This is a genomic window from Hymenobacter sp. CRA2 (genome assembly GCF_002007105.1).
Lineage (GTDB): Bacteria > Bacteroidota > Bacteroidia > Cytophagales > Hymenobacteraceae > Solirubrum.
This window is the reverse complement of the sequence record NZ_MVBC01000001.1, coordinates 559,740-575,350: the sequence shown is the minus strand read 5'-3', so window position 1 is coordinate 575,350 and position 15,611 is coordinate 559,740. Positions and strand designations below refer to the sequence as shown.

Below are 15,611 nucleotides of genomic sequence, written 5' to 3'. Positions count from 1 at the left end.
AGGGGATAATATTAGAACGTCATGTCGAGCGAAGCCGAGACGCCTCGCGTGGTTGGTCCGATAGTAATTTCTACGATGAGGTTACTACCCGGCATCAGCACGCGAGATGTCTCGGCTTCGCTCGACATGACGTTCTACTAATTCTGACTATCGGAGCAGCTTACACCAGCTGGCGCAGTGCCAGCTCGAAGGACGTGCGGGCCAGATGCAGCTCGCGGCCCTGGGCATGGCTGCGCTCCAGGGCCCGTAGGATGGTGCGCGAAATGTCGCCGAAGATGGCCTGGTCGGTGATTTCCGCGTTGGTTTCCATCAGGTAGGCAAACACGCGCGCCATGCCACAGTTGGCAATGAAGTCCGGGATGACTGCCGTATGAGCGTCGGCAAACTCGCCGGTAGGGCCGAAGAAGATTTCCGGATCGGCGAAGGGCACGTTGGCCCCGCAGCTGATGACTTCCAGCCCACCGGCCAGCAGTTGCTCCACCTGCCGGCGCGTGACAAGGCGCGAAGCCGCTGCCGGCACGAAGATTTCGGCGCCCGAGGACCAGATCTGCTCGTTCACTTCGGCGAAGGAGAGTAGGTTGTCGCCGGTCAGGGCGTTGCCCTGGCGGCTGAGCAGCAGGTTCTTGATTTCCTCGAACGAGAAGCCTTCCGGCTTCAGCAGCCCGCCGGCCCGGTCGATGATGCCGGTGATAAACGCACCTTGCTGGGCCAGGTAATAAGCCGCGGCGGCGCCTACATTGCCCCACCCCTGGATGATGGCGCGCTTGCCGCGCACATCCTGGCCGGGCCAGAGCTGGTAGTAGTGGCGCACGGCCTCGGCCACGCCGTAGCCCGTGATGAGGTCGGCCACGGTGTAGCGGCGGGCACGGTCGGGCGTGTACTGCTCGTCCTCGACCACCTTAATCACACCCTGGCGCAGCTGGCCCACTTTTTGAATCTTCTGCGGCTCGCTGGCGCGGTAGTGCCCCGTTACGATGCCTTCCTGCGGGTGCCACAGGCCGTAGTCCTCCGTGATGGGAATTACCTCATGGATTTCGTCCACGTTCAGGTCGCCGCCGGTGCCGTAGTAGTTCTTCAGCAGCGGAATCACGGCGCGGTACCAGCGCTCCAGCACGCCGCGCTTGCGCGGGTCCTGCGGGTCGAAGTTGATGCCCGACTTGGCGCCGCCGATGGCCGGCCCCGACACGGTAAACTTCACCTCCATGGTCTTGGCCAGGCTTTCTACCTCGCGCTTGTCCAGCCCTTTGCGCATGCGCGTGCCGCCGCCGGCCGCGCCGCCGCGCAGGGAATTAATGACCACCCAGCCCTCGGCCTCGGTTTCGGAGTCTTTCCACTCAAAGACGATTTCAGGACGCTTGTTTTCGAAGGTGGCCAGCAGGTCGCGCATACTCGGCAGGAAAAGGTGGGAAGGGAGGAAAAGAAAACCAACGACCCCGGACGGCCACCTGGGCAGCGTCGGCATCGGGGCTCAAAGGTACTGCAGCCCGACTAAAGCCCGGAACGAACAAATGCTACCTGCTTGGCGGAAAGCGTGTAATCCCGGAAAGAGACAAAAAGGGCCATTGTATAGGAACTTTACACTATAGGTAGCACGTATTACGCGTACCGTCATCCGACGGAAATCCTACTTCCACCTTTGTCGTCTCCATGAAACCTCTGCTTTCGCGCGTAGAATCGAAGAAAGTGGATAAGGCTGCCGCGATGCTGAAAGTGCTGGCTCACCCCAAGCGCCTGGCCATCGTTGATTTGCTTGGTAAAGAAGATAAAATGACCGTGACGGAAATTTACCGCACGCTCGGTTTGCCCCAAGCCATAGCTTCTCAGCACCTTATCACCCTGAAAGACCGCGGCATCCTTTCGTCGTTCAAGGTCGGTACCAAAATCTACTACTCCCTCTCCATTCCCAAACTGCTCGACGTGATTGACACGCTCGAAGGGTGTTGCGATACGATGTAAGGGACGCTATCCAAACCTAGCCTCCACCAAGTCACGAAGGCCCTGCTTCCCTCAAGGAGCAGGGCCTTCGCGCGTTTGGGCGGATACTTAAAGACCGTCATGCCGAGCGCGGCCGAGACATCTCGCGTGGTTTGGCCAGGGAGTAATCAGCCTAATAGAGAAATTACTATCGAACGTCAGCCCGCGAGATGCCTTGGCCGCGCTCGGCATGAATGTCTGAATCTATGAAACGACAGCGCCACCGCTGGTGGGCGGTGGCGCTACATCGTTGCTGAGGAGACCGGGCGCTTAGGCCGTGGCCTGCTGGCGCTCCAGGTCGAACAGGTCGTTGAGCACGTCGATGAGCTGGTCGGCTTCGTCGCGCTTGCAGGCAGCTTTGAGCTGCAGCACGTGCTGCTTCAGTACCTTCTGCATCAGGCTCTTGGTGATGTCGTCGAGGCGCTTGGCTTCCTCCGCCGACACTTTCTTCTGGTAGCGGTCCAGCTCTTCCTGGCGCAGGTGCTCCAGGGCACCTTTGATTTTCTGAATTACCGGCGACACCATCATCTCGCGGCTCCACTCGTCGAGGCCGGCGAGGCTTTCGGTGATGATGGCCCGCACCTGCGGCACGGAGGCCAGGCGGCGTTCTACGGCGGCAGTGGCGCGGCTTTGGATGGCGTCGATGTTGTAGAGCAGCACGCCGGGTACTTCCTCTACTTCCGGCTCGATGCTGCGCGGCACCGACAGGTCGATGAAGAATTTGTAGCTCAGCACCTGCAGGCGCTCCACCATGTCGACGGTGAAGTACGGCGTGTCGCGGGCGATGGAGGAAATGACCACATCGGCTTCCTGCAGAGCGTCGGCCAGGTTCTCGAAGTCGATGACCTTCACGCCTTCGCACTCGGCAGCCAGCAGCTCGGCCTTGGCGCGGGTACGGTTGCAGATGGTCACGTCGGGGAAGTCCTTGTTGCCGGCGAGGTGGCGGCACACGTCGGCGCCGATTTCGCCCAGGCCCACCACCAGCACGCGCGGGTTGGCCACGTCGGCGGTCAGCTCTTCCACCAGCTCCATGGTGGCGTACGAGGTAGAGGCGGCGCCGTCGCGGAAGTTGGTTTCCTGCTGTACGCGCTTGTTGGTGAAGAACACCGAGTGCAGCAGGCGGTGCAGGAAAGGCCCGGCGGCGTCGGCATCGGCCGACCACTGGTAGGCCTGCTTCACCTGGTTGCTGATCTGCAGGTCGCCCACCACTTGAGCGTCGAGGCCCATGGCTACCTCGAAGAGGTGGCGGGCGGCTTCGTCGCAGGTGTTGCGGACGGTGAAGTACTCGTAGTAGTTGGCAATGTCCGCCACGCCCTTGAGCTGGCCGAGGGCCTCGATGATGGCGGGGCTCTGGTCGCGCTCGGCGGCGTAGTAGATTTCGGTCCGGTTGCAGGTGCTGAGCACCAGCAGGTCCGAAAGGCCTAGCTCCTGGTGCAGCGTGTCGAGAAAGCGACGGCAGGCCGGTTCATCCAACGCAATCAGCTCGCGAATCGCGAGGGGTGCGGTTTTATAGGATAGCCCTACGGCCTTAAACGGGTGGGTCATAGCGGAAGCTACGGGCGACGTAGAAGTGGAATGCAAAATTACAGCGCATTTTGCTAGGGTAAAAACCCGAAAACGTGTCGGGAGGTTCGGTACCCGGGCGAAGTGCGTTTTTGGCGGGTTAAAACGGGTTAACGGCTCGGGGAACTGACGAAAATCATTCGACTCCGACCCGCACTAACGGCTTTCAGCAACAACAGGTTAAAGGTATATAGGGCGGCCGGGGGCGTCAATCGCCTAATGATGTGAGGCATGGCGGAGCAAGGGATATTTAAATAATGAGGAGCCGCGTAAGCCCGGCCCGGGCAAAAGGCATCGGTAGCGGGCGGGGCTACGTACTTTCGCAGTCTTAGCACGCGTTCAGAGCGGCTGATTGGTTGCCTGTTGCGGCATTTTCCTTTGTCTGTGCTCCCCATTTACGACCAAAAATCCCGGATTAAGCTCGTTATCGTGGTCTTGTCGCTGGTTATCGGCGCCGTCACGGTGATTTATACCAACCTGCTGGTGCGCCGCCTGCGCGAACGGGAGCAGCAGCAAGTGAATCTGTACGCCCGCACCTTGCGCTTTTTGATCAGCACGGAGGTGGAAGACGTAAACACGGCCTTCCTCAAAACGGAAATCATCGACGCCAACACCACGATTCCGGTAATCCTGGCCGACGGTGAGGGCAACATCATTGACTACCGCAACCTGACCTTGCCGCCCGGCCTGTCGGAAACACGGCGGGAGGCTTTTCTGCGCAACGAGCTGAACGACATGAAGGGGCAGCACCCACCCATTGTGGTGGACCTTGGGCTGGGTGTGAAGCAGATCATCTACTACAAAGACTCGCTGATTCTGACTCAACTGCGCACGTACCCGCTGGTGCAGCTGGCTATTATTGCCTCCCTGGCCGCCATTGCTTACCTGGTATTCAGCACCTCGCGGCGGGCCGAGCAAAACCGCGTGTGGGTGGGCCTGGCCAAGGAAACGGCACACCAGCTGGGCACGCCCCTGAGCAGCCTGATGGCCTGGCAGAGCTACATGCAGGACTCGGAGCGCTTTCAGGGCGAGCCGGTGGTGGAAGAGCTGGCCAAGGACGTCAAGCGCCTGCAAATCATCACGGAACGTTTCAGCAACATTGGCTCGGTGCCGGTGCTCAAGGACGAAGACATCCGGGAAGTGGCCGAGCGGGCGGTGGACTACCTGAAGGTGCGCGTCTCGCGCAAGGTGGTGTTTAAGGTGGAGAGCCTGCTGGAGCCCGGCGCCACGGCCAAGGTCAACATTCCGCTGCTGGAGTGGGTTATCGAAAACGTCTGCAAGAACGCGGTGGACGCTATGGACGGCCGCGGCTCCATCACGATGGTCATCCGCCACGGCGGCCGCAACAACCGGCAGGTTGCCCTCGACATCACCGATACCGGCAAGGGCATTCCCAAGAGCAAGTTCGAAACGGTGTTTCAGCCGGGCTATACCACCAAAAAGCGCGGTTGGGGCCTCGGGCTAGCCCTGGCCAAGCGCATTATCGAGAACTACCACAAGGGCCGGCTGTATGTGCGCTGGTCGGAAGTGGGCAAGGGCACCACGTTCCGGGTGCTGCTGAACGGGTAAGTTGAGGCCTGAGTATGGAGAGACGAGAATACGTTCTGACATGCAGAGCATGGTCTCACGTCTCCATACCCAGGTCTACTCTTATCTATTAGTTATTTCCACGTAGGCGTTGCCTTTCACCGGCTGGCCGTGGTGGGTGCCCGTTACGCGGCACATACCTTCCCAGTAGTTCAGCGCCGGCAGGCCCTTGAACAGCTTCAGGCTCAGCTCCTGATTCGGTACCAAAGGCTCCACGGTGAGGTCGTAGCCCTTGCTAGGCACTTGCACGCGCCAGCGGGCCGGGTACTGCCGGCCAGTGCTAGGGCTGCGCCAGGAGTCCAAGGGCTCCAGCCGGAAGTCCTGCTCGGCCAGGTGCAGGTTTTCGCCCTGCGGACCGAACAAGGAACCGCCGCCGATGTGCTCCTGGGTTTTCTTGTTGTGCACGGTGTAGAGCATCAGATCCTCGCGGGTTTCGTCGAGCTGAATGCTGAGCCAGTCCCAGGCAATGTGGCGCTTGTTGACGTTGCCGCAGTTCCACTGCCGGTCGTACCACAGCTCGCCCGCCACGGGGCGCGGCTGGCCGTCGAGCGTGAGCGTGCCGGTGGTGGCCAGGCGCGGGTAGCTGTAGTAGCCGGCTTTGGCTACGGGGCCGTACTGCTCGTAGCCGGTGCCGCCGTGCAGTAGCACCGGTTTGGTGGGCCTGGTTGTCAGGGCAAAGCCGGTGCCGGGATGCGTGACCATGGTGGCCTGCAGCTGGTAGCGGCCTTCCTGCCCGCCGAGCGTCCAGAGTTGGTTTTGCTTGGGCAAGCGCAGGCGGATGGGCAGCGAATCGGGCAGGATGCGCGCTTGGGCTTGCAGGGCGTAGTCGTAGTGAAACTGCTGGCGCTGTGGGTCCGTCACGGCCACGTTCACCATCAGGTAGTCGCGCTTGCCAGAAGGGTTGAAGTGGAAGAACACGTACTCGATGCCGTACTGTGCACCGGATTGCTGGTCGCGCAGGTGGCCGGTGAAGTACCACCATTCCACCGAGTTGCGCGGGTGCACGGACTCTTCGCGCGGCAGCTGAGCGCGTTCCTCAAACTTGTCGTATTTGGTGGTGGGCTTAAGCAAACAGCCCGGCAGGCTGGTGAGCAGGAGCAGGCCGGTGGCGGCCGAAAGCAGCTTGTTCATCGGCAGCATAAGCCCCGACGGTAGGGAAAGGTTTCAGCCGCCGGGCTACCGTTTGTCGCCGAGCACACGCCGCACGGTGCTCGGCTGGCCGGTGCGGGCTTCGTGGCGCCGGATGTGCTTGTAAGGCAGCGGGGCGGTGGCGTTTATGGCTGGGTCGCGCTCCAGCGCCACGCTGAACACGGAGTCGGGGTGAAGCGCGAGGAAGGTGAGCGGCTGCGCATGTGGCCGAAACGCGGCGGCCTGCACCAGCAGCGAATCACTGGAATGCTCGGCCAGTTGATCCGCCGTCAGCTCCAGTACAAAGTAGCCTTGCTCGTCGCTCACCGCGCCAATGGCCAGGTGCTTGAGCCACACGGAAGCGGCGGGGTAGGGCTGCTGGGTGTAAGCGTCCAGAATCCGGCCTTGCAGCTTCCAGGCAGTTGTGTCGGGCAGAGTACAGGCGGTAAGCTTCTGGGAGGGACCAGCCACTTCCGCAGCAGGCGAAACGAGGGCCGGGAATGTCGCCTGGGCAGGAGCATAGGCGGAAGCAGCGCCCATGAGCAGCACCGATGCCAAGCTCCAAGTGAACATGTGAGTAGCAATTAGTGTCAAAGCAGAGGCAGTAAACCAGAGAAAAGCATCAGCACCCACGCGGGCGCACGACCGAGCAGAGTACGTAAACTCCTGCGCTGGGATGCGCCGCCCGCGCCCACGAGGCTACCGCAACCAGTCTTCCAGCTGCAAGCGAGGTGGATGAGGTGCTTCTGCGTTCCTTATCGGCACGCCGCTGAGTACTGCCCCGCCTAAGATGCCGGGCAGGCTGCTATCGGCAGTGGGGTGAGCCAGCAGAATAGGGTGGTAGCTAACCAGCGCAGCGGGCATTTGTTCGGTGACGTAGCCCGGCAGACTAACCCTAACCTGCCACGCCGCTTCATCGGCTGGACGGGACGCGGGCAAGGCCAGTTGAAAACGACCGTGGGCATCGGTAGTGGTGCGAATGGCAGTGCCCGATAACCACACCGTCGCGTGGGTCAGCGGCTGGCCGGTGCTGGCCGAACAAACCTCGCCTGCTACGGACGCAAGGCCATCGGGGTGAAGCAGCGCGGGCATTCGGGGCGTGAGCCGGGCCGCCGCCTGCCGAGGCAAAAGCGACTTCGCCTGGCCAAGCGCCGGTGCAGCGACGCGCCAGACCCAGAGCGCGGCGGCCGCCGCGAACCAGCGGCGCCAGCTGGCCACTGCTTGATTATTAGAGGCTTGCAGGGGTCGAGCGAGCTGGTCGGCGCGAAACCTGCCGCACGTGCCTTCCCGGCCCGAATGGCTGAGCCAGAGCAGCAACTCGGCATCGGTTTTCTGGCTGAAGTCGACTACTACTTTCGAGCAGACGGCGCAGTGACGACCCTGTTCGGTGGGTGTCATCTGGCTCCAGTCTTCCTGACAGGGTTGCGAAACAGTAACGGTGAAGCTGGAACTGGGCATGGGGCAGGGCATAAGCACTCTGACTAGATGCATCGCCCCGCCCGATTCCACACGGCCGCTACTGCCGGGCCCGGGCCGGCGACTCATTCGGCGTGAATTGCCAGCTTTCGTGGTAGGGTTGCGACATGAGAAGGCATAGCATCAATAGAAAGGTGCTACCAGTAAGTCTATGCACCGCTGCCTTGCTACTCTGCTCAGTTTATGTCAGCCGGATAAACGGTGGTGGGGTCAAAAGGAATAGGATAAACTCGGGGTGTTGGCGGCATCTTAGCCGGACAGTGTGATGACAGTGTTTCACCGGGCTCGAACTCAATCTTAGGAGTACCAGTAACCATTGGTATGGCGCGCAGAGCAATAGTTAGCTGCGGCGCCAACGCTACTCGGCGACTGATATAATACGTGAAGGACTCATCGTCGGCGGCTACGACGTAAAGCATGGAGTCGCGCAACCGAGGCGGTAAGCGCAGCTCGAACCGACCGGCGTTGTCGGTGCGGGCCTGTAATGTATCGTTGGCTAAACTGGTGATATAAGCTCCCTGTACGGGCTTCTTGGTGCGTTGGTCTATGACTTGGCCACGCACTACCAAATTGGCTGCGGTAATAGCTGGAGCTGGCCGGAGCCGGACTTTCGCAGGCCGCGGCGCCGATTCGCAGCTGCTCAGGGCTACGGCTGCAGCGGCCAGCCAGGTCGCCCAGCTGCGCGGGGTTGGGTGCTCGGCCAACTGAGCCGGACGGAACCGGCCGCAGCTGCGACCATTGCGTCCCAGCCAGGCTACCACTTCCGCCTTGCTCATGCGGGTGAAGTCGACCACCACTTTTTCGCAGCTGCTGCAGTAGCGGCCGACGACGACGGGCGTCATCTGCTCCCAGGCAGCGGAGCAGGGGGCAGGAACGCTGAGGCGAGGGGGCATAGGACAAACGGCTAACGAGTATGCAATAAGCAGCATAAGCGCCGCGCAAGGCTGCTGGCGCACCGGCCAACGCGCAACGCCGCCGCATTATTTTCTATCTTTTGGCCCTTCAATTTATTCTCCCCCGTTTTGTCCTCCCCGCTTCCTCCCACGCGCACAGCCGGCTTGTTCCGGCGCAAACAGCTTTCCGACCTGCTGGCCAATCCGCCAGCCGACGAAGACCTGCACGGCTCGCACCCGGGCGAGGGCGGCCTGGCCCGCCACCTGACCGTGCGCGACCTGACGGCGCTGGGCATTGCCGCCGTTATCGGCGCCGGCATCTTCAGCACCATCGGCAACGCCTCGCACGACGGCGGGCCGGCCGTGTCGCTGCTCTTCGTCTTCACCGCTATTGCCTGCGCCTTCTCGGCCCTGTGCTACGCGCAGTTTGCGGCCACCATCCCCGTATCGGGCTCGGCCTATACGTATGCCTACGCCTCCTTCGGCGAGCTGGCCGCCTGGATTATCGGCTGGGCGCTCATCATGGAGTACGCCGTGGGCAACATTGTGGTGGCCATCAGCTGGTCGGATTACTTCACTGGTTTGCTTGACGGCGTCGGGGTGCATCTGCCCATCTGGCTAACCATGGGCATGCAAAGCGCCCACAAGCACTACAACGAAGTGCTGGCGCTGATGCAGGCCGGCAAACCACTGGCCGAGGCTTCGGCCGCGCAGCTGGAAGGCTACAAGGCTTGGGCCGCCGCGCCCGAGCTGCCCGGCGGCCTGCGCCTGGTGCTGGATCTGCCGGCTGGCCTTATCACGCTGGCTATTACCGCGTTGGTGTACGTGGGCATCAAGGAGTCGAAAAACGCCTCCAACCTGCTGGTGGTGCTGAAGCTGGTCGTGGTAGCGGTGGTCATCCTGGTGGGCGCCTTCTACGTGCAGCCCGACAACTGGAGCCCCTTCGCCCCGAACGGCATCGGCGGCGTGCTCAAGGGCGTGTCGGCCGTGTTCTTCGCCTACATCGGCTTCGACGCCATCAGCACCACGGCCGAGGAGTGCAAGAACCCGCAGCGTGATTTGCCGCGCTCCATGATTTATGCGCTGATTATCTGCACGGTGCTCTACGTGATTATCACGCTGGTACTCACCGGTATGGTGAGCTACAAGGAGCTGGCCGTGGGCGACCCGCTGGCCTACGTGTTCAACAAAGTCGGCGTAACGTGGCTGGGCAAAATCGTGGCCGTGTCGGCGGTGCTGGCCATGGCCTCGGTGCTGCTGGTGTTCCAGATCGGCCAGCCCCGCATCTGGATGACCATGTCGCGCGATGGCCTGCTGCCCAAGGTGTTTGCCAAAGTACACCCCAAGCACCACACCCCCTCATTTTCGACCATCGTTACGGGCTTCTTCGTGGGCGTGCCGGCCATGCTGCTGAACATGGACCTGGTTATCGACCTGACCAGCATCGGCACCTTGTTCGCCTTTGCGCTGGTGTGCGGCGGCATCCTCGTCATCGACCCGCACGGCAAAAGTGAAGCCCGCTTCAAGGTGCCTTACCTCAACGGCCGCCTGCTGGTACCCGTGCTGCTGCTCATCGGCGCCGGGCTGGTATTCGTCTACAACCGCGAGAATGTCAACGAGTTCTTCCGGCTGGTGAGCTTCTCGGAAGGCTACGAAGGCTTCCGCCACCAGATTCCCATGCTCGTGTTCCTGATTGCCTGCGTGTGGGTGGCGGCCGTGTCGTTCACCAAAAACCTCTCGCTGCTGCCAGTGCTTGGCCTGCTCACCAATCTCTACCTGATGACGCAGCTGGGCATCAGCAACTGGCTGCTGTTCGGCGCCTGGCTGATTATCGGTCTGGCCATCTACTTCAACTACGGCTTCAAGCACTCGAAGCTGAACAAGGTGGCCACGGCGCGGTAGGCCGCAGTGCCGCTTCAGCCGGCCCGGCCCCAACGGCAAATCAGCCGTTGGGGCCGGGCTTTTTTTGCACGCCCGGTTACCGACTGCTATACTTGACGATGGTTCGTGCCATGCCTAGTTATTTGTGCCTCTTATGGAATCCGCTACCGATTCGCTCGTAACCCCCGTGTCCCTTACGGCCCGCCTCGACGCCTCCCGCCAGGAGCTGCTCGACCTGGGTTTGCGCAACCCGCTGCTCAACCTCCGGCCGTCAAAAGCGCAGGGCGTAACGGTGGTGCAGGAAGAATCGGCGCAGGTACTCGACATCCTGGTGCGTCAGGGCAAAACCATGTATTTTTCCGCCGCCCCGGAGCCCGTGCGGCAAAAGCCGGTGCAGGCCCGCGCGGAAGCCAGTGAGGCGGCTGCGGAAGGGGAGGTAGCTGAGCAAGAGCTGACTGCGTCAGCTGCCGAATCGGCCGAGGTCGAAGTGCCAACGCTGGAGCACTACCTGGAAGAGCACCCGCCCGCGGAGCTTTCTGGGGCCGCGCAGCAGGCCCTGCTCACCGACAACCGCCTGCAAACGGCCGAGCCGCTGGCCCGGCTCGAAACCCGGCTGCTTAACACCTATTACACGGCCCGCACCAGCCTGGAAGAAACCGGCGTCAACATCCTGTACCTCGCCCTGGGCCAGCTCAGCTGGTACGAAGCCGAAAGCAGCTCCGAGCCGCGACTGGCCCCGCTGGTGCTGGTGCCGGTGGTGCTGGAGCGCGGCACCGTGGCCGAGCGGTTCAAGCTCACCTACTCCGGCGCCGAGGTGGAGGGCAACCTCTCGCTCCAGGCCCGCCTGAAAGCCGACTTCGGCATCCAGCTGCCGCTACCCGACCTCGACAACCAGCCGCTGCCCGAATACTTTGCCGCCGTGCGCGAGGCGCTGGGCGGGCACAGCCGCTGGGGCGTGGAGGCCGATGCCATTGCGCTGGGCTTCTTCTCCTTCAGCAAGCTGATGCTGTACCGTGACCTGGACCCGGCCACCTGGCCTGCCACGGCCGAGGGCACTTCGGCGCTGCTGGAGCACCCGGCCATCCGGGCCCTGCTCGACCACGAAACCGGCTTCGACGATGCCGCGCTGAGCGTGGGCGAGCAGGCGTTTCTGGATACCGAAAGCCCGGCTCACGAGCTGCACCAGGTGCTCGACGCCGACTCCTCGCAGCTGCTGGCTTTGCTGGCCGTGCAGGAAGGCCGCAACCTCGTCATTCAGGGGCCGCCCGGCACCGGCAAGTCGCAGACCATTGCTAACCTGCTGGCCGAGGCCATCGGGGCGGGCAAGAAAGTGCTGTTCGTGGCCGAGAAAATGGCCGCGCTGGAAGTAGTCAAGCGCCGCCTCGACGCGCTGGACCTGGGCGCGGCCTGCCTGGAGCTGCACAGCCACAAAGCCAATAAGAAAAGCCTGCACGACGAGCTGAAGGCGACGCTGGCGCTGGGCCGACCCGCGGCCACCACGGCCGCGCAGGACCAGGCCGCCCAGCTGCCGCGCTACCGCCTCGCCCTCAACGACTATGCCCTGGCCGTGAATGCGCCCATCGGCCGCAGCCGCCGCACCGCCCAGCAGGTAGCGGGCGAGCTGTTGCGCCTGCGCGCCGAGCAGGGCGCCGCCGAGCTGCCGCGCATTCCGTTCGGCGGACTGCCGGAGTGGACCGATGCCGATGCCGCCCACGCCGAAGACCTGGCGGCCCGCCTGCAGGCCACGCTGCTCAAAACCGGCGTGCCCCGACAGCTGCGCTTTTGGGGTAGTGAGCTGATCGTGCTGCTGCCCGCCGACCAGGACCAGCTGACCCGGCACCTGCAGCAGGCCGCCGCGGCCGTAACCGGGCTGCAGCAGCAGGCCGAAGCCCTGGCCCGGCGGCTACAGCTGCCCGTGCCCACCACCCGCGCCGCCGCCGAGGCCCTGCTACCAGCCGCCCGGCACGCGCAGCTGGCCCCGGCTCTGGCCGGCGTGGCCGTAGCCGATGCTGCCTGGGCGCAGCAGGCCAGCGCGTTGCACGAAATCATGGAGGCCGGGGCCGCGCACAACGCTCTGCATCAGCAATACGACGCCCTGCTGCTACCCGAAGCCTGGCAACAGCAGTTGCTGACGGAGCGCGCGGCCGTGCTGGCGTACGGCGACAAATGGTGGAAATTCCTGAGCGGCGACTTCCGCCGGGCGCGCAAACGCCTGCAAAGCCTGTGGCGCACGGCCATGCCCGCCGAGTCCGCCGCCCTGGTCGCCGCCATCGACGCGGTACACGACGCCGGCCGCCACGCCCAGACCGTGGCCGACGCCCGCAGCCTCGGCCAGCGGTTATTCGGCCCCGGCTGGCAGGACCTGCGCTCCGACTGGCCCGCCCTGCGCCGCACCGCCGACTACCTCGCGCTGACCCACCAGCGCATTCAGCGGGGCGAACTGCCCGCCGCCCTGCTCGGCTACCTGGAAAGCCAGAGCGGCACCCAAGGCCATAATGGCGCTACGGCCGAACAGCCCAGTACTACCACAACGCCCGACGAGCTGAACCAGTTGCTGGCGGGCCTGGAAGCGGCCCTGGCGCAGCACCGCGCGGCCGTGCAGGCGGTGGTGGAGGCGCTGCGCCTGAACGAGGCGCGCCGCTTCGGCCCCGACGGGCGGCTGCAGTTTCAGCCCTTCGCAGAGCAGAGCGCCGTGCTGGCCGCCTGGCAAACCCACCTGCCCGAGCTGCACCTGGCCACGGAATGGAACAACGTAGCCGCCGCGGCCCAGGCCGAGCACCGGCCCGAGCTGCTGGTGCTGGCCGAAGCCTGGCCCGAAGCGGCGCAGCACCTGCGGGCCGCCGTGCGCCAGACCTGGCTGGAGTTCCTGCAGAAACAGGCCTACGAGCAGCACCCGGCCCTGCGGCAGTTCGAGCGGGCCAGCCACGAGGAAACCGCCGCCCGCTTCCGCCAAGCCGACCGGGCCAGCCTGCTGCACAACCGCGCCCGCGCCATGACGCGGCACCACGACGGCCTGCCCAACCCGCAGCTGCCCACGGCCGGCGGGCAGATGGGCATCCTCAAAAACGAGTTTGCCAAGAAAACCCGCCACCTGCCCATCCGCCAGCTGATGCAGAAGGCCGGGCGGGTGGTGCAGGCCATCAAGCCGGTGTTCATGATGTCGCCGCTGTCGGTGGCCAGCTTCCTGCCGCCCGGCGCGGTGGAGTTCGACCTGGTGGTGTTCGACGAAGCCTCGCAGGTGAAGCCCGTGGACGCGCTCGGTGCCGTGGCCCGGGGCAAGAAGCTGGTAGTAGTCGGTGACTCCAAGCAGCTGCCGCCCACCTCCTTCTTCGATTCGCTGACGGGCACCGGTGAGGCCGCCGACGAGGAAAACGTGACGGCCGACATCCAGAGCATCCTGGAGCTGTGCAAGGCCCGGCAGATGCCCGAGCGCATGCTGCGCTGGCACTACCGCTCCCTGCACCAGTCGCTGATTGCCGCCTCCAACCACCTGTTCTACGACGACAAGTTGGTGATTTTCCCCAGCCCCGGCGGCCAGGGGCAGCTGGGCCTAGTGTACCACCACCTGCCCGAAACCTACTACGAGCGGGGCACCACGCGCACCAACCCACGGGAGGCCCAGGCCGTGGCCGAAGCCGTGCTGCACCACGCCCGCACCACGCCCCGGCTCACGCTGGGCGTGGTGGCCTTCAGCACCGTGCAGCGCCAGGCCATTCAGGATGCGCTGGAAGTGCTGCGCCGCCAGCACCCGGAAACCGAAGCTTTCTTCGCCGCGCACCGCCACGAGCCGTTCTTCATCAAGAACCTGGAAAATGTGCAGGGCGATGAGCGCGACGTGATGCTGATCAGCATCGGTTACGGGCGCACCAAGGACGGCTACCTCTCGATGAGCTTCGGGCCGCTGAACGGGGAGGGCGGCGAGCGGCGCCTGAACGTGCTCATCACCCGCGCCAAGCAGCGCTGCGAGGTCTTTACCAACCTCACAGCCGACGACCTGGACCTGAACCGCACCCGCGCCCGGGGCGTGGCCGCGCTCAAGACCTTCCTGAACTTCGCCCAGCACGGCCGCCTGAACCAGAACGAGGAAACCGGCCGCGAGATGGAGTCGCCCTTCGAGGAAGCGGTGTACCGCGCCCTTGCCGCTCGCGGCTACCAGTTGCGCCCGCAGATTGGCAGCCAGGGCTTCTACATTGATCTGGCCGTGGTCGACCCCGACCAGCCGGGCCGTTACGTGCTCGGCATCGAGTGCGACGGGGCCATGTATCACTCGGCCCGCTCGGCCCGCGACCGGGACCGGCTGCGCCAGCAGGTGCTGGAGGCCGTGGGCTGGCGCCTGCACCGCATCTGGAGCACCGACTGGTTCCGCGACCCGGCGCGCGAAACCGAGCGGGCCGTGCAGGCCATCGAGGAAGCCCGCCGCCTGGCCGCACTGGATGAACCCGATCAGCAGGAAGAAGAGCTGCTGACCGAACCCGCCACGTTGGAGCGCGAGGAGCCGGCCGCGCCCACTGCCAACCCCGCCGTGGAGGCCTATCAGGTGGCCCTGTTGCCCAATGCCATCCGGCAGCAGGAGCTGCACCAGTACGGCCTGGGCCAATTGGCGAAGTGGCTGAGCGTGGTGGTGGGCGTGGAAAGCCCAGTGCACATCGAGGAGGCTACCCGGCGGTTGGCCCACGCCAGTGGGGCCACGCAGGTGGGCGTCCGGATTCGAAAGGTGGGCCGGGATGCGGCCCTGCTAGCCCAGAACCTGCATTACCTGCGCCAGCAGGGCGACTTTCTGTGGGCGCCGGCCATGCAGCAGCCCTCGTTGCGCGACCGAAGCCAGCTGCCCGCCATTTCCCGCAAGCTGCCCTTCGTAGCGCCCGAGGAGCTGGCCCTGGCCCTGCGCACCGTGGTCGAACAGAGCTTCGCGCTGCCGCGGGAGGCCGTGTTTCTGCCCGCCGTACGCCTGCTGGGCTTTGCCCGCCTCAGCGACGACATGCGCCAGCACCTGGAGCCCGTGCTGGCCGGATTGTTAGCGCGGGGCGAGCTGGTAGAGCTGAACGGAATACTCAAGCCGAGCTAATTCAGAACAGCTCCGAGCCCTCGGCGAACCTCTGCGGGAACCCT

General features: G+C 64.1%; 9 protein-coding genes. 4 read left to right on the top strand and 5 right to left on the bottom strand.

Going from position 1 to position 15,611, the window contains the following annotated elements; translation table 11 throughout:
• Positions 1–160: 160 nt before the first annotated feature.
• Positions 161–1,387 (bottom strand): Glu/Leu/Phe/Val dehydrogenase dimerization domain-containing protein, encoded by a 1,227-nt coding sequence (locus B0919_RS02245; protein ID WP_078010565.1) that lies wholly within the window; start codon positions 1,385–1,387, stop codon positions 161–163.
• Positions 1,388–1,647: 260 nt separating this feature from the next.
• On the opposite strand from B0919_RS02245, the gene B0919_RS02240 reads away from it, so the two are divergent.
• Positions 1,648–1,956: an ArsR/SmtB family transcription factor gene (locus B0919_RS02240; protein WP_059071745.1), complete on the top strand. Its 309-nt coding sequence runs from the start codon at positions 1,648–1,650 to the stop codon at positions 1,954–1,956.
• Between the two features lie 288 nt (positions 1,957–2,244).
• Here the strand turns inward: B0919_RS02240 and hemA are convergent, their stop codons facing one another.
• Positions 2,245–3,519, bottom strand: a complete 1,275-nt coding sequence (gene hemA / locus B0919_RS02235; protein ID WP_078010564.1) for a glutamyl-tRNA reductase — start codon at positions 3,517–3,519, stop codon at positions 2,245–2,247.
• 402 nt (positions 3,520–3,921) lie between these two features.
• Here hemA and B0919_RS02230 point away from each other — a divergent pair, with 402 nt between their 5' ends.
• Positions 3,922–5,106: a sensor histidine kinase gene (locus tag B0919_RS02230; RefSeq protein ID WP_078010562.1), complete on the top strand. Its 1,185-nt coding sequence runs from the start codon at positions 3,922–3,924 to the stop codon at positions 5,104–5,106.
• Between the two features lie 81 nt (positions 5,107–5,187).
• Here the strand turns inward: B0919_RS02230 and B0919_RS02225 are convergent, their stop codons facing one another.
• From B0919_RS02225 to B0919_RS02215, 3 genes are all read right to left on the bottom strand, one after another.
• Positions 5,188–6,255 (bottom strand): lipocalin family protein, encoded by a 1,068-nt coding sequence (locus B0919_RS02225; protein ID WP_176132811.1) that lies wholly within the window; start codon positions 6,253–6,255, stop codon positions 5,188–5,190.
• 45 nt (positions 6,256–6,300) lie between these two features.
• A complete protein-coding gene (locus tag B0919_RS02220) occupies positions 6,301–6,825 on the bottom strand; it encodes a carboxypeptidase-like regulatory domain-containing protein (protein WP_078010559.1) in 525 nt (174 codons plus the stop codon).
• Between the two features lie 126 nt (positions 6,826–6,951).
• A complete protein-coding gene (locus B0919_RS02215) occupies positions 6,952–7,710 on the bottom strand; it encodes a carboxypeptidase regulatory-like domain-containing protein (protein ID WP_176132810.1) in 759 nt (252 codons plus the stop codon).
• 1,040 nt (positions 7,711–8,750) lie between these two features.
• On the opposite strand from B0919_RS02215, the gene B0919_RS02210 reads away from it, so the two are divergent.
• Complete coding sequence (locus B0919_RS02210) at positions 8,751–10,523, top strand: amino acid permease (protein WP_410503608.1); 1,773 nt, start codon at positions 8,751–8,753, stop codon at positions 10,521–10,523.
• A gap of 133 nt (positions 10,524–10,656) precedes the next feature.
• On the top strand, positions 10,657–15,567 hold the full coding sequence (locus tag B0919_RS02205) for a DUF3320 domain-containing protein (protein ID WP_078010555.1): 4,911 nt from the start codon (positions 10,657–10,659) through the stop codon (positions 15,565–15,567).
• Positions 15,568–15,611 lie beyond the last annotated feature (44 nt).

Bases quoted from the DNA above. Each gene is read 5' to 3' on its own strand.
- B0919_RS02245 (WP_078010565.1), bottom strand. From the start codon at position 1,387: ATGCGCGACCTGCTGGCCACCTTCGAAAACAAGCGTCCTGAAATCGTC.
- B0919_RS02240 (WP_059071745.1), top strand. From the start codon at position 1,648: ATGAAACCTCTGCTTTCGCGCGTAGAATCGAAGAAAGTGGATAAGGCT.
- hemA (WP_078010564.1), bottom strand. From the start codon at position 3,519: ATGACCCACCCGTTTAAGGCCGTAGGGCTATCCTATAAAACCGCACCC.
- B0919_RS02225 (WP_176132811.1), bottom strand. From the start codon at position 6,255: ATGAACAAGCTGCTTTCGGCCGCCACCGGCCTGCTCCTGCTCACCAGC.
- B0919_RS02220 (WP_078010559.1), bottom strand. From the start codon at position 6,825: ATGTTCACTTGGAGCTTGGCATCGGTGCTGCTCATGGGCGCTGCTTCC.
- B0919_RS02215 (WP_176132810.1), bottom strand. From the start codon at position 7,710: ATGCCCAGTTCCAGCTTCACCGTTACTGTTTCGCAACCCTGTCAGGAA.
- B0919_RS02205 (WP_078010555.1), top strand. From the start codon at position 10,657: ATGGAATCCGCTACCGATTCGCTCGTAACCCCCGTGTCCCTTACGGCC.